Source organism: Microbacterium sp. GQ128 (genome assembly GCF_059758615.1).
In genome coordinates, this window is the sequence record NZ_JCAXDY010000004.1 from 23264 (window position 1) to 43692 (window position 20429).

Here is a 20429-nt window from a genome sequence, read left to right on the forward strand (position 1 = left end):
CGGGGCGCGACACCGTCGTTTCGGGCCGGCTCGTCAAAGGTGGTATTCAGGGAACTCCCCTACGATCAAGCGTATGCCCCAAAAGAATCGCACGGTGAGAGGCGTGCTCGGCGGTCTCGTCGGGCTCGTCGGCTTGAGCGCCGTCGCCGGCCTCCTGGTCGCTGCCAGCGTCACGCCCGTCCTCACCATGACCGGTCTCGCCGGCACCCAGGCACTCACTCTCTTCGATCAGCTGCCCGAGAACCTCAACCCGGGCACGCCGATGGAGCAGTCGACCATCTACGCGACCGACCCCGACGGCAAAACGGTCGAGCTCGCCTCGTTCTACGAGCAGAACCGCGTCCCGGTCACGTACGAGCAGGTGTCCCCGGTGCTTTACGACGCCATCCTCTCCAGTGAGGACAAGAGCTTCTACAGCCACGGCGGCGTCAACCTCGGCGCGACCGTGAAGGCGCTCATCGACAACGTGCGCGGCACCTCCAGCCGCGGCGCTTCCACGATCAGCCAGCAGTACGTGAAGAACGTGCTGATCCAGGAGTGCGAGCAGGACGTCGACCGGGCCTCCGAGACCTACGCCGACGACCTCCGCAAGTGCTTCGAAGACGCGACCAACGCCAGCGGCAACGAGGGCATCGAACGCAAGCTGCAGGAGATGCGCTACGCGATCCAGGTCGAGAAGGACTTCTCGAAGAACGACATCCTGCTCGGATACCTGAACATCGCGAACTTCGGTGGCACGGTCTACGGCATCGAAGCCGCATCGCGGTACTACTTCAACACGACCGCCGCGAAGCTCACGGTCGCGCAGGCCGCGACCCTGGCCGGCATCGTGCAGAACCCGAACACTTACCGAATCGACATGCCGCAGGGCACCACGACGAACCAGGACGGCGAAGCGGTGAACACCGCCGAGAGCGGATACTCGCTCACGAAGGACCGTCGCCACTACGTGCTCGGACGCATGCTCGCCGACGGCAAGATCACCCAGGCGCAGTACGACGAGGCGGACGCATCCGAGATCACGCCGACGCTGAACCCGCCCACACAGGGGTGTGCGAAGGCCGGCGTCAACGCGTACTTCTGCCAGTACGTGCGATCGATCGTGCTCGACGACGAAGCCTTCGGCAAGACTCCCCAGGAGCGCGCCGACCTGCTCCGCCGCGGCGGCCTGAAGATCTACACCTCGCTGGACTACCGCATTCAGAATCCGGCGACGCAGGCGATGAGCGATATCGTTCCGGCCAACTACGACAACGACTACTTCGGCGCTGCGGGCGTCTCGATCGAGGTCGGTACCGGTCGTATCCTCTCGATCACGCAGAACACGCAGTTCGACGAGACCACCACCGATGATCTCGCGAAGACCTCGCTCGTCTTCGCCGGCGACCAGAAGCACGGCAACTCCGGCGGCTTCCAGGTCGGCTCGGTGTACAAGCTCTTCACGCTGATCGACTGGCTCGAGAAGGGCCACTCGGTCAACGAGGTACTGAACGGCCGCGTGCAGACGAACCTGAAGATCCCCGTCTGCGAGAACCCGCAGACCGCGAACACCAAGGAGATCGGCAACTTCGGCGGAGGTGGCGGATACACCGCGAGCGTCATGGACTTCACGCGACAGTCGTTGAACAGCGGCTACTTCGCGATGGCATCGAAGCTCGACATCTGCGAGATCAACGAGGTGGCGGATCGGATGGGCGTCACGCTCGCCAACGGCAAGAAGGTCACCGAAGAGAACGTCCCGTACGACGTTCTCGGCCCGAAGAACATCTCCCCCATCGCCATGGCGAACGCCTACGCAACGGTCGCGAGCGGCGGCAAGTACTGCACCCCGCGCGCGATCGACCGTGTGGTCGGCCCCGACGGCAAGGACCGCGAGCTTCCGGCGGCCTCGTGCACCGACGGCGTGATCTCCCCCGAGGTCGCCGCCACCGCCGCGTACGCTCTCAAGGGCGTGATGGACGGCGGCACCGGTCGCGACGCGAACCCGTATGACGGCACCCCGTTGATCGGCAAGACCGGAACGCACGACCGCTGGTCCACCATGATGATCGAGTCCAGCACCAAGGTCGCTACGGCGGTCTGGGCCGGGCGATGGAAGGGTCAGTCGGATATCTACCAGAAATGGGCCGGGAACTACCAGCTCAACGGCATGCGCTACCCGCTGGCCAAGGCCGCCCAGGCCGCCGCCAACGCGGCATATGGCGGAGACGACTTCCCACGTCCCGACGACAAGCTCACCCGTCGGGTGCTGGTCGACGTCCCGAACGTCGTCGGCATGACGATGGAGGAGGCGGAGTCGACCCTCAAGGGCAAGGGCTTCGGCGTAGCCGTCGGCGCCGCCGTCGACAGCGACAAGCCCGCCAACATCGTCGTCGCGCAGGACCCGCAGGGGCAGACCGCAGGGGGGTCGACCATCACGATCTCGCCCAGCAATGGCCAGGGCACGACCGTTCCCGCGGGACTCGTCGGCATGTCGCGATCCGATGCGTCGGCCGCGCTCACCGCTGCGGGATTCACGTCGATCGCCATAGATAATTCCTGCAACCCGCCGACCGCCGTCGTGTCCGCCACGGACCCGGCACCCGGCACGGCGACCAGCAAGTCCACCGCCGTCACCGTGACGTGCAAGTAAACGCTCGCGGTGCCGCGCACCCGGCCCTCATCGCGCTAGGCGCGGTGGGGGCCGTCGGTGCTGCCGCAGCGGTCTGGGGCATCGGCATCGAGCGTTACCTGTTCACGGTGCGCGAGGCGACGGCAGCCGCGCTCCCTTCCGGTTCGGCTCCCCTGCGCATCCTGCACGTGTCGGACGCGCACATGGCGCCCTGGCAGCACCGGAAGCAGGACTGGCTGGCCTCACTCGCCGAGCTGAAGCCGGACCTCGTCGTCAACACGGGCGACAACCTCGGGCATGAGAGCGGCCTGGACGGCATCCGCCGCGCATTCGACCCGCTCGCGGGCATCCCCGGTGTCTTCGTACACGGGTCAAACGACGTGACCGCTCCCTCTCCGCGCAACCCCCTTCGCTACTTTCTCGGGCCGTCCAAGAAGCAGCCCGAGCCGGAGCACCTCGACACCGCGGCCATGGACCGGTACTTCACCGACGAGCTCGGGTGGACCGATCTGAACAACGCGGCGGCACGGCTCACCATCGCCGGCGCCACGGTCGACCTCTTCGGTGTGAACGACGCTCACCGCGACTGGGACCGCCTCGATGTGCTGCCGGATGCCATCGGCTCGCTCGGTCCGCGCGACGCCTCCACACCGATGCTGGGCGTGACCCATGCGCCGTACCAGCGCGTGCTCAACGGATTCATCGGCCTCGGCGCGGACGCGATCCTCGGCGGTCACACGCACGGCGGCCAGGTGTGCCTTCCCGGCTACGGCGCCCTCGTGGCCAACTGCGACATCCCCCTCAAGCAGGCCAAGGGACTGAGCACGTGGTCGCACGACGGCCACACGGTGCCGCTCAACGTGAGCGCCGGCTGCGGACACTCGATCTACGCGCCGGTCCGCTTCGCCTGCCGCCCCGAGGCGACGCTGCTCACGCTCACCGCGCGGGACTGATCGCCGGCTCGATTCGGCGCAGGGAGCATTTCCCTGTAGACTCGGAGGGTTGCAAACGGGGTGTGGCGCAGCTTGGTAGCGCGCTTCGTTCGGGACGAAGAGGTCGCAGGTTCAAATCCTGTCACCCCGACCAGTGACACCGGAAGGCCGCCCCCACAGGGGCGGCCTTCTCTGTAGGGGGAACACGCACGAAGGGGGAACGGACGCATGGGGTCTCTGCTTCCGCCGCCGCGCCGATTCACCCGGGCGTGGGCATCGGCTCTCGGCATCCCGTTCCTGCTCGGACTCGCGGCTCTGACCCTCACGCCGTCGCGGATCGAACAGGTCATGCCCAATCTCCTCGATCTGACCCTCCACACCGCGCACCGCCTCGGTTGGGACTCGCTCGACTTCACCCGACTCGAGATCATCGCGAACATCCTGGTGTTCGTGCCCGTCGGCATCCTCGCCTTCCTCCTGCTCCCCCGCCGGGTGTGGCCGCTCGCTCTGCTGGTCGGGCCGTTGCTCTCGCTCGGCATCGAGACCGCGCAGCGTGTCGCCCTCCCGCACCGGGCAGCGACGGTGACCGACGTCGTGGCCAACTCGACCGGCGCGCTCGTCGGCGTCGTGTTCGCCGTCCTCTGCACGCTACTGCTCGCTTCACGATCCTCTCAGCGGCCACCTTCTAGGCTGGAGACACCATGACCGCGCCCACACTCGTCGCCTTCGACCTCGATGACACGCTCGCCCCATCCAAGGGCCTGATCGATCCGCGCATCGCGTCGCTGCTGCGCAGCCTGCTGCGATCGGTCGACGTCGCCATCATCTCCGGCGGCAACGAAGAGCAGTTCCGCAATCAGGTCCTCGCGCGCCTCGGCGATGCGGATGCCGCCGACCTCGCCCGCCTGCACCTGCTCCCGACCTGTGGCACGCGCTACCTCCGCCACGACGGGTCCGACTTCTCTCCGGTGTACGCGCACGACCTCAGCGACGAGGACAAGCAGGCCGCGTTGACGGCACTGCGCGAGGAGGCCGAGCGCCTGGGACTGTGGGAAGCCGAGCCCTGGGGCGAGATCCTCGAAGACCGCGGCTCGCAGATCACGTTCTCTGCGCTGGGTCAGCGCGCGCCGCGCGAAGCGAAGCACGACTGGGATCCCACGGGAGACAAGCGCGCGGCTCTTCGTGCCGCCGTCGCCGCGCGACTCCCCGGACTCGAGGTGCGCTCCGGCGGATCGACGTCCATCGACATCACCCGGGCCGGCATCGACAAGGCCTTCGGGATGCGACAGCTCGCCGAGCACACCGGCATCCCTCTCACCCAGATGCTGTTCTACGGCGATCGCCTCGACGAGGGCGGGAACGACTACCCGGTCCTTGCCATCGGCGTGCCGTCCGTGGCCGTCGACGGCTGGGAGGACACGGCGGACAAGCTCGATGAACTCCTGCTGACGCTCTGACGCTCTGACGTCGGAAGCGTCCTGCGGCGCACTGTCGCGCCCTGGTCCTAACATGGCGTCATGGATGCCCTGCTGATCGTCATCATCACCGCCGCGGCCGCCAGCGTCGCGTGCTGGATCCTCTCCCTGATCACGCGCGACACCTCATGGGTCGATCGGGCGTGGTCGATCGTTCCCGTGGCCTACGTGTGGATCTTCGTGGCCGGCGCCTTCGCGAACGGCGACGGTTCCGTGCGCGTCGTGCTCATGGGAGTGCTCGCGACCGCCTGGGGCGCCCGCTTGACCTTCAACTTCGCGCGCAAGGGCGGCTACACCGGCGTCGAGGACTACCGGTGGGCGATCCTGCGCGGACGCATGCGCCCGTGGCAGTTCCAGGTCTTCAACGTGCTGTTCATCATCGGCTACCAGATGACGCTGCTCCTGCTCATCACACTGCCCGCCCTGGTCGCGGCGGAGCATCCCGCAGCCCTCACCGGATGGGATGCACTCTTCGTCGCCGCGTTCCTCGGATTCCTCGTCGGCGAGACCGTGGCCGACCAGCAGCAGTGGAGCTTCCATCAGCGCAAGAAGCAGGCAGGGGGCACGCTCGCCCCGGGGTTCCTGACGACGGGGCTGTTCCGCTTCAGCCGCCACCCGAACTTCTTCTTCGAGCAGGCGCAGTGGTGGGCCTTCTATGCGCTCGGCGCGACCGCGGCGGTCGCGGGCGGTGCAGGCTTCGCCGGCGGCGCGCTCAACCCGACGATCATCGGACCTGCCCTGTTGACCCTGCTGTTCATCGGTTCGACCATCTTCACGGAGTCGATCACCGCATCCAAGTACCCGGCCTACGCGGGGTACAAGCGCTCGACCTCGATGCTCATCCCGTGGCCGCCGCGCGTCCGCGCCGTGGCCCCGCAGTCCTGAGACGCCGAGGCCACGGTACGGCCGACGCGATCAGCGCGTGCGCACCTCGGCGCCCGCGCGGGCGACCGGCACCAGACGGGTGAGCTGGGTGACGTGGCCCGGCTCCAGCTCGGCCAGCGAGGAGACACCCAGCAGCCGCATCGTACGCTCGATCTCGCTGCGCAGGATGGCGATCGTGCGGTCGACGCCCTGGCGTCCACCGGCCATCAGGCCGTAGAGGTAGGCGCGGCCGATGAGCGTGAAGTCAGCCCCGAGTGCGACGGCCGCGACGATGTCGGCGCCGTTCATGATGCCGGTGTCGATCATGACGGTGAAGTCCTCGCCGGCAGCCCGCCGGACCTCGGGCAGCAGGTGGAACGGGATGGGCGCGCGGTCGAGCTGGCGTCCTCCGTGGTTCGACAGGACGATGCCGTCGACGCCCGCATCGCGCAGGCGCACGGAGTCCTCGACGTTCTGCACGCCCTTGATCACGATCTTGCCGGGCCAGATGTCGCGGATGACGGCGAGGTCGTCATAGCTGATCGTCGGGTCCATCGCCGCGTCCAGCAGTTCGCCGACCGTGCCGCCGGTGGTGCTCAGGGACGCGAATTCGAGCTTGGGCGTCGTGAGGAAGTCGAACCACCACCACGGGCGCGGGATCGCGTTGATGATCGTGCCGAGCGTGAGCTGCGGCGGGATGCTGAAGCCGTTGCGCTTGTCGCGCAGACGAGCACCGGCGACGGGAGTGTCGACCGTGAACTGCAGCGTGTCGAAGCCGGCCGCGGCCGCGCGGCGGGTGAGCTCGTAGGAGATCTCGCGATCACGCATCACGTACAGCTGGAACCAGTTGCGGCCGTGCGGGTTGGCGGCCTTGACGCCCTCGATCGACGTGGTGCCCAGCGTGGAGAGGGTGAACGGGATGCCGGCGGCGGCCGCAGCACCGGCTCCGGCGACCTCTCCCTCGGTCTGCATCAGCCGCGTGAACCCGGTGGGCGCGATGCCGAACGGCAGGGCCGACGAGCCACCGAGGATCTCGGTGCTCGTGTCGACGTCGGGTGCCGGACGCAGGATGCCGGGGTGGAACTCCACGTCCCGGAAGGCCTGGCGGGCACGGGTGAGGGAGAGCTCGCCCTCGGCCGCGCCGTCTGTGTAGTCGAATGCCGCCTTGGGCGTGCGCCGCTTGGCGATCAGACGCAGATCATCGATGGTCAGCGCGGCGTCGAGGCGGCGCTTGCGACCGTCGAGTTCCGGCTTCTTGAACTTCATGAGGTCGAGGAGTTCGACGGGATTCGGGAGCTGGCGCTGCACCATGATGTGCCTCTCAGTTCTGGGGATGGATGTCGCGGGTGAGTCCCGCGGATGTGTAATAGCCGGTGATGTGCGTGCGGACGAGGGTTCGAGCAGCCTCGACATCGGCGGCATCGATCGCGGTGACCAGTGCGTGGTGCTCGGCGCGGAGCCTGTCCGCCATCGTCTCCCAGTCCGGGATCGCCGCAGCCCCCGCCTGCACGTACGACTCGATCGAGGAACGCAGGCCCGCCATCATCGCGGCGATGACAGTGTTCCCGCTGGCTTCCGCCAGTGAGAGGTGCAGCTGGGCGTCGAGCGCGAGGAACTCCTCGGCGGAGAGGCCGTCGGCATCCATCGCGGCGAGCAGCTCGTGAGCGCGTGCGGTGTCGCGATCGGGGGATGCGGCCAGGGCGGCGACGACAGCGTCTTCGAGGACGAGGCGCGTGCGGACGACATCGTCCAGCGGAAAGCCCTGCGCCGCCACCTGCAGTCTCAGCAGCGCCGACATGCCGCCGGTCGGGGTGGCGATGACGATGGCACCCGACTGCGGGCCGGAACCGGTGGCGGTGCGGATGAGCCCCATCACCTCGAGCACACGGAAGGCCTCGCGCACGCTGGACCTGCCGACGCCGAGCTCGGTCGCGAGATCGCGCTCCGACGGCAGGCGGTCACCGGGTCCGAGTCGACCGTCGAGCAGATCGCGCTCGATGTGCTCGAGCACGAGCTGCCATGCGCGCGCCGGCTGGTCGCTCATCCATCCTCCTGTGGTCTGACCACAGGTTAGCGCGTGTGGTCAGACCACGCAAACGGGCTCGCGTATGCGAAGCGTCGCGTCGAGCCTGCGCCGCCGCCGAGCCCTGCGCCGCCGAGCCGCCCTTTTCTGTGCGAGCCAGCCCCTTGCGCGCGTCCGAAACGGGGCCGCTCGGGCGAAAGGGGGTGGCTCGACGGGAATCGAGTGCGCGGCTCGTTCGGGCGAGGGCACGCGGACTCAGCCCAGGCGGCCGCCGGACTCCTCGAGATAGCAGGTGCCGCACAGTGACTCGTAGGTCGTCAGTTCCGGCGAGGGCGATCCGATGGCGCCCTCGTCGATGGCGACCTGGTCACCGTCGAACACGAAGCCCCCGCCCACGACGCGGCCGTTGAACACGGCTTTCCGCCCGCAGCGGCAGATCGTCTTGAGCTCCTCCAGCGAGTGCGCGATCGCGAGAAGCCGCGCGGATCCGGGAAAAGCGTGGGTGAGGAAGTCGTTGCGGATGCCGTAGGCCATGACCGGGATCCCGTCCTCCACCGCGATCCGGAAGAGATCGTCGACCTGAACCGGCGTGAGGAACTGCGCCTCATCGATGAGGAGACACGCGACATCTGCGGGTCCCGCGGGGAGCAACTCGTCGTCCGATGCATGCTGCATGCGCGCGCGGTGCTCCGCGAAGAGCGCGCGGGCGTCGTCGTCGGGGCCGATCAGGAAGTCGACCTGACGGGTGACACCGAGCCTGCTCTCGATCTCGGAGGCACCCTTGGTGTCGATCGCCGGCTTCGCGAGCAGCACGTGCTGGCCGCGCTCCTCGTAGTTGTACGCGGCCTGCAGCAGAGAGGTCGACTTGCCCGAATTCATCGCGCCGTAGCGGAAGTAGAGCTTCGCCACGGTGCGGACTCAGACGTTGATGCCGAGGGTGGCGGCGGTCGCCTCGGTGGACTTCTCCGCGAGTGCGGCATCCGTGTTCAGCTTCTCGCCGAACGTGGGGATCAGGGCCCGGAGTTCGGGCTCCCAGCCCGGGTACTCCTCCGGGAAGCAGGCCTTGAGCAGCTCGAGCATGATCGGCACCGCGGTCGATGCACCGGGCGATGCGCCCAGGAGACCGGCGATCGATCCGTCTGCCGACGAGACGACCTCCGTACCGAACTGCAGGATGCCGCCCTTCTTCGGGTCTTTCTTCATGACCTGGGCGCGCTGACCGGCGTCGATGAGAGTCCAGTCCTCGTCCTTGGCGGTCGGCATGAAGGTGCGCAGGCTGTCGACCTTCTTGGCGTGGTTCTTCAACAGCTCGCCGACCAGGTACGTGATCAGGTCGGGGTTCTTCACGGCCACCTGCAGCATCGGCAGCAGGTTGTGCGTGCGCACCTGCGAGACGATGTCGAGCATCGATCCGTTCTTGAGGAACTTCGGGCTGAACGTCGCGAAGGGCCCGAACATGAGCGAGGACTCGCCGCCGACGACGCGGGTGTCGAGGTGCGGTACCGACATCGGCGGAGCACCGACGGATGCCTGCGAGTACACCTTCGCCTTGTGCTGGGCGACGACCTTCGGGTTCGTGGTCTTGAGGAACTGGCCGCCGATCGGGAAGACGCCGTAGCCCTTGATCTCGGGAATGCCAGAATTCTGCAGCAGCTTGAGAGCCCAGCCGCCCGCACCGACGAACACGAAGCGCGCCTTGACCTCGTTCGGGGTGCGACCGATGGTCGTGCGGTACTTGACCAGCCAGCCGCCGTCCTTCTGCTTCTTGAGACTGCGTACCTCGTGGTTCGTGCGCAGCGTGACACCCGACTCGGTCAGGTGGTCGAAGAGCTGGTGCGTCAGGGCTCCGAAGTCGACGTCGGTGCCGGCCGGCACGCGCGTCGCGGCGAACGGCTCACCCTTGCGACGCTGCTGCATGAGAAGCGGCGCCCACTTGTTGATGACGCGGGAGTCCTCGCTGTACTCGATGCCGGCGAACAGCGGCTGCTCCTTGAGCACCTCGTAGCGGGCCTTGAGGTACGCGACATCCTTCTCACCGCGAACGAACGTCATGTGCGGGGTCGCGTTGATGAAGGTCGACGGCGCGTCCAGCACACCCTTCTCGACCAGCGACGACCAGAACTGGCGGCTCTGCTGGAACTGCTCGTTGATCGACACGGCCTTGGCGGGGTCGAGCGGAGCATCGCCCTGCTGCGGCATGTAGTTCAGCTCGCACAGGGCGGCGTGCCCCGTGCCGGCGTTGTTCCACGGGTTCGAGCTCTCCTGAGCCACATCCGAGAGTCGCTCGAAGGCGACGATCTTCCACTCCGGCTGCAGCTCGTGCAGGAGAGTACCCAGGGTGGCGCTCATGATGCCACCGCCGATCAGGACGACATCGACGTTTTCTGTCACCGAACCAGTCTAGGTGGCGGGCACGCGCTCGCAGACCATGTGCACCGCCCCTGCCAGAGCGGTTCCACATCGCGGGGATACCGTCAGGCTATGACCAGACGCTCCGCGAGGACCTCGGCGATCTGCACGGCGTTCAGCGCAGCCCCCTTGCGCAGGTTGTCGTTGCTGATGAAGAGGACGAGCCCCTTGCCCTCGGGCGCGGACTGATCGGCACGGATCCGTCCGACGAAGCTCGGGTCCTTGCCTGCGGCCTGCAGCGGCGTCGGCACCTCGTCGAGTACGACGCCGGGCGCCGCGCTCAGAACCTCGCGGGCACGCTCGGGCGTGATGTCACGGGCGAACTCGACGTTGATCGACAGCGAGTGACCGGTGAAGACCGGGACGCGCACGCAGGTGCCCGCGACACGGAGGCCGGGGATCTCGAGGATCTTGCGGCTCTCGTTGCGGAGCTTCTTCTCTTCGTCGGTCTCGTTGTCGCCGTCGTCGACGAGGTTGCCGGCGAACGGGATCACGTCGAACGCGATCGGCGCGACGTACTTCTCGGGCTCCGGGAAGTCGACCGCCGAGCCGTCGTGCACGAGACGCAGGGTGTCGCCCTGGGCGAGCACGCCCTCGACCTGACCGAGCAGCTCCTGCGCACCGGCGAGACCGGAGCCGGAGACGGCCTGGTAGGTGGAGACGATCAGACGCTCGAGGCCGGCTTCGGCATCCAGCGCCTTCAGCACGGGCATCGCGGCCATCGTGGTGCAGTTCGGGTTCGCGATGATCCCCTTGGGGCGCTCGTCGATCGCGTGCGGGTTCACTTCGCTGACGACGAGCGGGACCTCGGGGTCCATACGCCAGGCGCTGGAGTTGTCGACGACCACGGCACCGGCTGCAGCGAAACGCGGAGCGTAGGCGCGGCTCGCCGTGGCCCCGGCGGAGAACAGGGCGACGTCGATGCCGGCGGCATCCGCCGTCTCGACGTCTTCGACGATGACCGTCGCGCCACCGAACTCGATCGCCGTGCCGGCGGAACGCGCGGAGGAGAACAGGCGCAGATCGCGGATCGGGAACGACCGCTCGGCGAGAATCTCGCGCATGACGGTGCCCACCTGGCCGGTGGCGCCGACGATGGCGACGGAGAGTCCTGATTCGGAGATGCGGGTCATGATGTTCCTTGGCGTCGTGCGGTGCTGCGTACGAGGCTTCGGGCGCGGCGTCGGGATGCGGATGCTGCGCCTGGCGCCGGTGTCAGGGTTTCGGTGAGTCTACCGTGGTCCGAGGCGAGGCGGACGATTCACGGTGCGGGTGACGATACGCCGACGAATTCGTGGAATCCCTCCGCGAATCGTCCATCTCTCGGTCAATCGTCGGGCAGCCGCCAGAGATCAGCGGCCGGTGCCGGCGTGGACCGTGGCGTCGGACTCCCCGTCGAGCCCGTAGGCGGTGTGCACGGTGCGTGCGGCCTCGGTCAGGTCGGTGTCGCGCAGGACCACGGAGATGCGGATCTCGGACGTCGAGATCATCTCGATGTTGATGCCGCCGGCCGAGAGCGCCTCGAACAGCGTCGCGGAGACACCGGAGTGCGTGCGCATCCCCGCGCCGACGACCGAGAGCTTGCCGATCTGGTCGTCGTGGATCAGGTTCTGGAAGCCGACCTCGGCCTGGTCCCCCGCCAGCGCCTTGAGCGCGCCGGCGGCATCCGCCTTGGGGACCGTGAAGGAGATGTCGGTGCGCCCGGTGGCCGACACGTTCTGCACGATCATGTCGACGTTGGCGCCGGACTTCGCGACGATCTTGAAGATCTCGGCAGCCTTGCCCGGGACGTCGGGCACGCCCGCGACCGTGATCTTGGCCTGGCTGAAGTCGGTGGCGACCCCGGCGACGATCGGTTCTTCCATGACTGCTCCCTCGGCTTCGCGAGGGTTCTTCATACCCTCGCCCAGAACGTATGTGCCCTCGGCCGACGAGAACGTCGACCGAGCGTGAATGAGGACGCCATGACGGCGTGCGTACTCTACGGCGCGGATGTAGAGCACCTTGGCGCCGTTGGCGGCGAGCTCGAGCATCTCCTCGCTCGAGACGTGATCGAGCTTCTGCGCCTTCGGGATCACGCGCGGATCCGCGGTGAAGATGCCGTCCACGTCGCTGTAGATCTCGCAGACGTCGGCGTCGAGAGCGGCGGCGAGGGCGACGGCAGTGGTGTCCGAGCCGCCGCGGCCGAGAGTGGTGATGTCGCGGGTGTCGCGGTTGAAGCCCTGGAATCCGGCGACGATCACGATCGCGCCCTCGTCGAGCGCTTCGCGCAGACGCACCGGGGTCACATCGACGATGCGAGCGGCACCGTGCTGCGAGTCGGTGATCATGCCCGCCTGGCTGCCCGTGAACGACCGCGCCTCGAAGCCCATCGAGTGGATCGCCATCGCCAGCAACGCCATCGAGATGCGCTCTCCGCTGGAGAGGAGCATGTCGAGCTCTCGCGGCGCCGGGATCGGGGCGACCTCGTTCGCCAGTTCGAGCAGCTCGTCGGTGGTGTCGCCCATGGCGCTGACCGCCACGACGACGTCGTGACCGGCACGACGGGTGTCGACGATGCGCTTGGCGACGCGCTTGATGCTCTCTGCGTCGGCGACGGACGAGCCGCCGTACTTCTGCACGATGAGGGCCACGATCACTCCCTGGGATGTCGGGCGGATCCGCCCACGCTCATTCTACGATCGGCGCGTATGCCACGTTGCGCATGTGTCATCCACGCCCCGCGCATCTCCCCCGCATGTCCCGCGGGTGCCCCGCGGGTGCCGAGTGCATGGGAAGCTGCCGAGTGCACGGGACGTCGGCGTCGACAGGCCGTGCGCTCGGCGACAAGCCGTGCACTCGGCGAATGCGACAGCGCGAGTGGGGGCGGAAGCCGACTACGGGGAGGAACGCGGGTCAGAGGGCGGGAGGGAGCGCTGTGGGAGATGCCGGACGCAGACGGCCGCCCGTGGCGGCGAACCAGCAGCCGATGATGATCAGCGGGAAGCCGAGCAGCAGCCCGGGCGTCAACGGCTCGGCGAGGACGATCGCGCCGAGGATGATCGCGACCACCGGATTCACGTAGGTGAACAGCGGTGCGCGCACCGGGCCCACCTCGCGGATCAGGGCGAAGAAGGCGAGGAACGCCACCGCGGTGCAGATCACGGCGAGCGCGAGGAGGGCCGCGATCGACGGCAGCGTGGGGACCTCGTGCTGCGTGAGAAGACCGATCGGGAGGTAGAAGACACCGATCATCAACAGCGACAGGGTGATGGTGCCCAGCGAAGGGACGTCGTTCAGCTTGCGCGCGACGATGAACGGGGCGATCGCGTAGAGCACGGCCACCAGCAGCACCTCCCCCGCTGCCAGCAGGCTGACCTCGCCGCCGAAGAGACCGGGACCGGCAACCACGACCGCGACGCCGAGGAAGCCGACGAGAAGTCCGATCCCGCGGACGGGCCGCAGCACTCCGCGGTCGCCCCCGCCGAGCGCGATCAGCGCGGCGAAGAGCGGAACGGTCGCCACCAGCAGTCCGGTCATGCCGGACGGCAGCGTCATCTCGGCGTGCCCGAGCAGCAGGAAAGGGCCGGCCATCTCGACCGCACCGAAGGCCAGCACCCACGGCCAGTTCTTCAGCGCAGCCCGGAGCGCTCCGCTGCGGATGGCGAAAGGCAGGAGCAGCAGTGCGGCGATGAGAGTGCGCCCGGCGACGATCGCGGGCGGGGAGAACGACTCGACCGCGACGCTGATGAACAGATACGGCACACCCCACAGCAACGCCATGGCCCCGAAGAGAAGCCAGCCGCGACGCGAGAAGCCCGCATTCGGGGTCACAGGATGCGCCGGCCCTCGAAGGCACGACCGAGGGTGACCTCGTCGGCGTATTCGAGGTCGCCGCCGACGGGCAGCCCGGAGGCGAGCCGGGACACCGTGATCTGCATCGTCGTGAGCAGCCGGCTCAAGTAGCTCGCGGTCGCCTCCCCCTCGAGGTTGGGGTTGGTGGCGAGGATGACCTCCTGCACCGTGCCGTCGGCGAGACGCGTCATGAGCTGCGTGATGCGGAGGTCGTCGGGGCCGATGCCGGCGATGGGACTGATGGCCCCGCCGAGCACGTGGTAGAGCCCGCGGAACTCACGCGTGCGCTCGATGGCAGCGACGTCTTTCGCGTCTTCGACCACGCAGATCAGCGTCTGGCTGCGGCGCGGGTCGCGGCAGATGGCGCACCGCTCCTGCTCGGCGACGTTGCCGCAGATCTCGCAGAACCGCACCCGGATCCGGATCTCGCTGAGAAGCTCCGCCAGGCGCGCGACGTCGAACGTCGGCGTCTGCAGGATGTGGAACGCGATCCGCTGGGCGGACTTCGGGCCGATGCCGGGGAGCCGACCGAACTCGTCGATCAGCTCCTGAACGATGCCGTCATACATCAGTTGAACCTCGTCGGGGGCTCGTAGGGCTCTTCGCGCAGGAACGTCGCGCCGAGCACCTGGCGGATCACGGCCTCACCGTAGCGCTGCACTCCCCCGACCGAGGGGGCGCGCTCGATGACGACCGGCGGGGCTGCCGCACGCTGCATCTGCGGGGCAGGTGGCTGCGGAACCTGCGGAGCGGTTCGCTGCGGCGCAGACTGCTGCGGGGAAGACTGCCGTGAGACCGGCGGCTCGTACGAAGGATCGTAGGGCGGCTCGTCATCGAGGGCCGGAGCATCGTCGTCGCCGGGAAGCGGAGGCTCATCGCGATCGATCGCTCCATCGGACGGCGGGACGGGCGCGGATGCCGCCGCCTCGACCTCTTCGGGCTCTTCGTCGACGGGCAGCGGCGAAGCCGACACAGGCGGAGCACTCGCCGGTTCTTCTTGCGCGGTGGGGATCGGTGCGACCGCCCACTCCGTCACGGCGGAGGCCGACGCGCCACGGACCTGCGAGCGGGGAGAACCCGCTGACGCAGGCTCCGATGCGGGAGCGGAGTCGGCAGGCGCCGAGGGACCGGATGCCGCGGACTGGCGCGGAGCACCACCCGCGGGCATCGGCGCGGGAAGGTACTTCACCCGCACTCCGAGCTCATGCTCGATCGCGGACCGCAGGTGGTCCGAAGGCCCGGAACCCGGAGTGGTGCCCTTGAACTTCGCGACGTCATGCTGGCTCGTGAAGCCGAGCGTCAGCACCTCGGTGTCGGTGACGTACGCCAGCGGCTGCACCGCCGTGGCCAGCAGCCAGGACGTGCGGCTGATGCCCTCGAGCCTGGTGAGGACAGCGGGCCAGGATGCACGGATGGCGTCGAACGTGACCGGCCCTCGCGGGGCGGCGGGCTCGGGTGCGGCCGGCGCGGTCTCCTCCGGAGCGGGCGCCTCGGCCTCGGTGGTCGGGGTCTGACCCGTCGCAGCGGGAGACGAAGCAGCAGCCGCCGGCGACGTGGGTGAGGCGGCGGCAGCCGGCGCCTCGGCTGGCGTGTCCGACTCCGATGAGGCAGCGGCTGCAGGCGTCGAGGGCGCAGGTGCCGCGGGCCCCGAGGACGCCACGGGCCGCGCGGGCGCTGCTGCCCGCTCGGCAGCGGGAGCCGCCGGCGCCGCAGCGGCAGCATCCGTCGCGCCGGCGAGGACGCGCGCCACCATGAGCTCGAGGTGCAGGCGCGGAGACGTCGCCCCCGACATGTCGTCGAGGGCCGCGCTCACCACGTCGGCGGTGCGCGAGAGACGCGCGGCGCCGAAGGTCTCTGCCTGGCCGCGCATGCGCTGCAGGTCGTCTTCGGCGATGCCGCGCAGGACGGCCGAAGCGCCGGCGCCGACGGCCGCGATGACGATCAGGTCGCGCAGCCGTTCGAGCAGGTCGTCGACGAAGCGCCGCGGGTCTTGACCGGTCTGCACGACGCGGTCGATCGCGGGGAACGCGGCCGCGGCGTCTCCGGCGGCGAGCGCGTCGACGATCTCGTCGAGGAGGGCGCCGTGCGTGTATCCGAGCAGAGAGACGGCACGCGCATAGCCGACCGTCACGGTCTCGGAGCCGGCGGGCGCGTCGGACCCGGCGATGAGCTGGTCGAGCAGCGAGAGCGTGTCTCGGGGAGAGCCGCCACCGGCGCGGACGACGAGCGGCAGCACACCCTGCTCGACGATCACGCCCTCTTCGGCGCAGAGCTTCTCGACGTACTCGAGCATCGCCGCGGGCGGCACGAGACGGAACGGGTAGTGGTGCGTGCGGGAGCGGATCGTGCCGAGGACCTTCTCGGGCTCGGTCGTCGCGAAGATGAACTTGACGTGCTCCGGCGGCTCTTCCACGAGCTTGAGCAGCGCGTTGAACCCCTGCGGGGTGACCATGTGCGCCTCGTCGAGGATGAAGATCTTGTACCGGTCGCGGCTGGGCGCGAAGGTGGCGCGCTCACGCAGGTCACGGGCGTCGTCGACGCCGTTGTGGCTGGCCGCGTCGATCTCGACGACGTCGAGGGACCCGCCACCGGCGCGCGACAGCTCGACGCAGCTCGGGCAGACGCCGCAGGGCACGTCGGTCGGCCCTTCGGCGCAGTTCAGGCAGCGCGCCAGGATGCGCGCGGAGGTCGTCTTGCCGCAGCCGCGAGGGCCGGAGAACAGGTACGCGTGGCCGACCCGATCGCCGCGCAGCGCCGTCATGAGCGGGTCGGTCACCTGGGACTGCCCGATCATCTCGCCGAACGTCTCGGGTCGGTAGCGGCGGTAGAGGGCTGTGGTCACCTCAACAGCCTACGGCGTGCCACCGACCTTCGGCGGGTCGGCGGCTCCCCGGCGTCCCGGCCCACCCCTTTGCGTGCGAGCCACCCCTTTGTGTGCGCACGGAAAGGGGTGGCTCGCACAGAAAGGGGTGGCTCGGCGGCGACGAAGCTCGGCGGCGACGAGACTCAGTCGATCGACTCGATCACCGGAATGGCCGTGGTGATCACCGGGACGGATGCCGACATCCGCGTGCCGTCCTCGCGACGGGCGTCGGCGAACTGCCGCAGCGTCGGGCGCCCGGGGATCAACGGACCCTGATCCGCCAGCGGCACCACGACCTCGTCCTCGACCGTCGCGAAGTACGCGGTGTCCCGCACGCTGAACGGCACCGGGGGGCCGCTGCGCACCTGCACGCGCAGCTCGTCCTTGGTGACCGTCACCTGCAGCGTGGATCCCTGCCACTGCAGCGGGAAGGACAGCGACGGCCAGTCGGCCGGCAGCCGTGGGTCGAAACTCAGGTCGCCGGCATAGTCGCGCATGCCGCCGAAGCCGCACACCAGCGCCGTCCACACTCCGCCGGCGGAGGCCACGTGCACTCCGTCGGCCGCGTTGTGGTGCAGGTCGTGCAGGTCGACGAACAGCGACTGCTCGAAGTATCTCTGCGCGAGATCCTGGTACCCCACCTCGGCGGCGAGGATCGACTGCACGACCGCCGAGAGCGTCGAGTCGCCCGTGGTCAGCGGATCGTAGTAGTCGAAGTCGGCCTTCTTCTCCTCGGGCGAGAAGTGGTTGCCCTGCAGGAACAGCGCCAGCACGACATCCGCCTGCTTGAGCACCTGGAACCGGTAGATCACCAGCGGGTGGAAGTGCAGCAGCAGCGGTCGCTGCTCGGCGGGCGTGTTGGCGAGATCCCAGACCTCGCGCTCGAGGAACAGCGAATCCTGCGGATGGATGCCGAGGCCCTCGCTGTAGGGGATGTACATCGCCTCCGCCGCGCGGTCCCACGCCTCAGCCTCGCCGACGCCGAGCCCCGTGCGATCGACGAGCTTCACGTAGTCCTCGGGGTGGTTCTCACGGATCTCGCGGACGATCTTGGCCGCGTAACGGAGGTTGTAGCGTGCCATGACGTTCGTGTACAGGTTGTCGTTGACGACCGTGGTGTACTCGTCCGGCCCCGTGACGCCGTGGATGTGGAAGGTCTCGATCCCGTCGCCGGCATCCGTCTCCTCCACCAGCCGGGAGGCGCGCCAGAATCCGAGGGTCGCCCACAGCCGGGCCGTCTCGATCGCGATGTCGGCGCCCTCGCGCCGCAGGAACTCCTCGTCACCGGTCGCGCGCACGTACTTGCCGAGCGCGAAGCTGATGTCGGCGTTGATGTGGTACTGCGCGGTGCCGGCCGCGTAGTACGCGGATGCCTCCTCGCCGTTGATGGTGCGCCACGGGAAGAGCGCCCCCGCCTCGTTGAGCTGTGCAGCCCGGCGACGCGCAGCGGGGAGCATCTTCACCCGCGCCCGCAGTGCGTTGTACGCCCACCGCGGCGACGTGTAGGTGAGGAACGGGAGCACGTAGATCTCGGTGTCCCAGAAGTAGTGTCCGCTGTAGCCGGAACCGGAGACGCCCTTCGCCGGGACGCCGGCGCCGTCTGCGCGGGCGGAGGCCTGGGCGAGCTGGAACAGGCACCAGCGGGTGGCCTGCTGCAGGTCGTCGCGGCCGCCGATCTGCACGTCGCTGCGCTCCCAGAACGCATCGAGCCAGGCCCGCTGACGCTGGAAGACGGTCTCGACGCCCTCAGCGGCCGCGCGGTCGAGCGAACGACGGCAGCGGTCGACGAGCTCGCGCGGCGGCACGCCTCGGGAGGTGTGGTAGCTGACCAGCTTCGTGACCGTGATGGGGACGCCGGCCTTGGCCTGCACGCGGAACACGTTCTTCGCGATGTCGGGCTCCACGAGCGTGCGGGCGTTGTACTCGTTCTCGGTCTCGACCACGTGGTCGGCCACGACGGCGACCGTCATCCCGGAGTCCGCGACGCGGTATGACAGCGCGGAGCGCATCCCGTCCTGCCAGTGCTCGGCGGGCTCCAGCACGCGGTCGGCGATCTTCTCGGCCTTGCGGGGGTCGAACGCCGCTTTGGTCCCGATCGGAGTGCCGGCGTACACGCCCGCGCCGTCCTGGCGGTTCAGCAGCTGGCAGCTGATCGTGACCGGCGCGTCGGCGTTCTCGACGACGACCTCGAGCCGCAGCACCGCGAGGTGCCGCTCCTCGAAGCTCACGATGCGCTCGTCGCGCATCCGGACGCGCTTGCCCGACGGGGTCTCCCAGACGACGTGACGCTCGAGGACCCCGGTGCGCAGGTCGAGCGTGCGGCGGTACTCGCGCACATCGGCGTCGTCGAGCGAGATGGGCTCGTCGTCGACGTAGACGCGCATGACCTTGGCGTCGGGGGCGTTGACGATCGTCTGCCCGACCTCGGCGAAGCCGTAGGCCTGCTCGGCGTGGCGGATCGGCCAGGTCTCGTGGAGCCCGTTGATGAACGTGCCGTGCTCCTGGGCGCCGCGACCCTCGATGTGGTTGCCGCGCAGGCCCAGGTAGCCGTTGCCGACGGAGAACAACGTCTCGCCGACGCCCTCCTCCGAGTAGTGCGTGTCGATCAGACGCCACGGGTCGACGGGGAAGCGGTCGCGGTCGATCATGCGGTCTCCGGGGTGTCGGTGCGGGAATCGGGGGCGAACACGGCCAGGTCGTCGACGACGACGGTCGCGCCGGCGGCTCGGAGGGCGTCCGCTCCGGTTCCCCGGTCGACACCGATCACGGACGCATAGCCGGCTGCGGCGGCGGAAGCGGCACCGGAGGTGGCATCCTCCACGGCGACGGAGCGGGCCGGATCCACTCCGAGGGCTGTGGCACCGGCGGCGAACATGTCGGCTGCGGGCTTCGAGGCGAGGCCGTCACGCTCGGCCACGACACCGTCCACGACGACCCGGAAGAAGGAGCGGATGCCGGCGGCGGCCAGCACCTCCTCGGCGTTCTTGGAGCTCGACACCACACCGAGCGGGATACCCGCGGCATGCAGAGCCTCGACGAGGGCGAGCGAGCCCGGGTACGGCGCTATCCCCTGCCCGCGCAGCGACTCCGCGAAAGCGGCGTTCTTGCGGTTGCCGATCCCGCAGATGGTCTCGGCCGAGGGGTCGTCGTCGACCGCGCCCCAGGGCACTTCGACGTTGCGGCTGTGCATCAGACTCGCCACTCCGTCGTAGCGCTTCTTGCCGTCGACGTAGTCGTAGTAATCGGCGTCGGTGTAGGGCGGCGCGATCCCCCAGCGGGCGAACACGTCGTCGAACACGACCTTCCAGGCCCGCATGTGCACCTCGGCGGTCGGGGTGAGCACGCCGTCGAGGTCGAACAGTACGCCTTCGGCGTGGAACAGGTCGGGCAGTGCTTCTGGCACAGAGCCTCCAGGAGA

The 20429-nt window shown here is 68.8% G+C and carries 16 protein-coding genes and 1 tRNA gene; 6 read left to right on the forward strand and 11 right to left on the reverse strand.

Translation table 11 applies throughout. The annotated features are described in order from the left end of the window. Window positions 1-73: 73 nt before the first annotated feature. The 6 genes from AC6CHX_RS13515 (at window position 74) to AC6CHX_RS13540 (ending at window position 5903) form a co-directional block, all read left to right on the forward strand. Entirely contained in the window at window positions 74-2632 is a 2559-nt protein-coding gene (locus AC6CHX_RS13515; RefSeq protein WP_498273232.1) for a transglycosylase domain-containing protein, read from the forward strand. Beyond that, window positions 2623-3564 (forward strand): metallophosphoesterase, encoded by a 942-nt coding sequence (locus AC6CHX_RS13520; protein WP_498273233.1) that lies wholly within the window; start codon window positions 2623-2625, stop codon window positions 3562-3564. Before AC6CHX_RS13515 ends, AC6CHX_RS13520 begins: the two co-directional genes overlap by 10 nt. Window positions 3565-3620: 56 nt before the next feature. Continuing rightward, window positions 3621-3697, forward strand: a tRNA-Pro gene (locus AC6CHX_RS13525). A gap of 74 nt (window positions 3698-3771) precedes the next feature. Further along, on the forward strand, window positions 3772-4248 hold the full coding sequence (locus AC6CHX_RS13530) for a VanZ family protein (RefSeq protein WP_498273234.1): 477 nt from the start codon (window positions 3772-3774) through the stop codon (window positions 4246-4248). Then, window positions 4245-5000 (forward strand): HAD-IIB family hydrolase, encoded by a 756-nt coding sequence (locus tag AC6CHX_RS13535; protein ID WP_498273235.1) that lies wholly within the window; start codon window positions 4245-4247, stop codon window positions 4998-5000. Before AC6CHX_RS13530 ends, AC6CHX_RS13535 begins: the two co-directional genes overlap by 4 nt. A 60-nt stretch (window positions 5001-5060) precedes the next feature. Continuing rightward, window positions 5061-5903 carry a DUF1295 domain-containing protein gene (locus AC6CHX_RS13540; protein WP_498273236.1) on the forward strand — a complete coding sequence of 281 codons (843 nt, stop codon included), beginning with the start codon at window positions 5061-5063 and terminating at the stop codon, window positions 5901-5903. A 30-nt stretch (window positions 5904-5933) separates the two neighbouring features. Here AC6CHX_RS13540 and AC6CHX_RS13545 read toward each other — a convergent pair whose 3' ends face one another. The 11 genes from AC6CHX_RS13545 to AC6CHX_RS13595 all read right to left on the reverse strand — a co-directional run bounded on the left by AC6CHX_RS13545 (window position 5934) and on the right by AC6CHX_RS13595 (window position 20414). Further along, window positions 5934-7193 carry an alpha-hydroxy acid oxidase gene (locus AC6CHX_RS13545; protein WP_498273237.1) on the reverse strand — a complete coding sequence of 420 codons (1260 nt, stop codon included), beginning with the start codon at window positions 7191-7193 and terminating at the stop codon, window positions 5934-5936. Window positions 7194-7203: 10 nt separating this feature from the next. Further along, window positions 7204-7926, reverse strand: a complete 723-nt coding sequence (locus tag AC6CHX_RS13550; RefSeq protein WP_498273238.1) for a FadR/GntR family transcriptional regulator — start codon at window positions 7924-7926, stop codon at window positions 7204-7206. 234 nt (window positions 7927-8160) lie between these two features. Next, complete coding sequence (locus tag AC6CHX_RS13555) at window positions 8161-8814, reverse strand: thymidine kinase (RefSeq protein ID WP_498273239.1); 654 nt, start codon at window positions 8812-8814, stop codon at window positions 8161-8163. A gap of 9 nt (window positions 8815-8823) precedes the next feature. Then, complete coding sequence (locus tag AC6CHX_RS13560; protein ID WP_498273240.1) at window positions 8824-10296, reverse strand: malate:quinone oxidoreductase; 1473 nt, start codon at window positions 10294-10296, stop codon at window positions 8824-8826. Window positions 10297-10379: 83 nt separating this feature from the next. Next, window positions 10380-11447: an aspartate-semialdehyde dehydrogenase gene (locus AC6CHX_RS13565; RefSeq protein WP_498273241.1), complete on the reverse strand. Its 1068-nt coding sequence runs from the start codon at window positions 11445-11447 to the stop codon at window positions 10380-10382. A gap of 219 nt (window positions 11448-11666) precedes the next feature. After that, the gene (locus AC6CHX_RS13570; RefSeq protein WP_136040640.1) at window positions 11667-12947 is read right to left on the reverse strand and encodes an aspartate kinase; all 1281 of its coding nucleotides are present in this window, start codon (window positions 12945-12947) and stop codon (window positions 11667-11669) included. A gap of 262 nt (window positions 12948-13209) precedes the next feature. Further along, on the reverse strand, window positions 13210-14127 hold the full coding sequence (locus AC6CHX_RS13575; RefSeq protein WP_498273242.1) for a DMT family transporter: 918 nt from the start codon (window positions 14125-14127) through the stop codon (window positions 13210-13212). After that, entirely contained in the window at window positions 14124-14717 is a 594-nt protein-coding gene (gene recR, locus AC6CHX_RS13580) for a recombination mediator RecR (protein ID WP_136040642.1), read from the reverse strand. The genes AC6CHX_RS13575 and recR overlap by 4 nt, the downstream gene beginning before the upstream one ends. Then, window positions 14717-16990, reverse strand: coding sequence for a DNA polymerase III subunit gamma and tau (locus AC6CHX_RS13585; RefSeq protein ID WP_498273243.1), 2274 nt, complete (start codon window positions 16988-16990; stop codon window positions 14717-14719). The genes recR and AC6CHX_RS13585 overlap by 1 nt, the downstream gene beginning before the upstream one ends. A 164-nt stretch (window positions 16991-17154) precedes the next feature. After that, window positions 17155-19659 (reverse strand): glycoside hydrolase family 65 protein, encoded by a 2505-nt coding sequence (locus tag AC6CHX_RS13590; protein ID WP_136040731.1) that lies wholly within the window; start codon window positions 19657-19659, stop codon window positions 17155-17157. Further along, window positions 19656-20414, reverse strand: a complete 759-nt coding sequence (locus AC6CHX_RS13595; protein WP_498273244.1) for an HAD family hydrolase — start codon at window positions 20412-20414, stop codon at window positions 19656-19658. Before AC6CHX_RS13595 ends, AC6CHX_RS13590 begins: the two co-directional genes overlap by 4 nt. Between the last annotated feature and the right edge of the window lie 15 nt (window positions 20415-20429).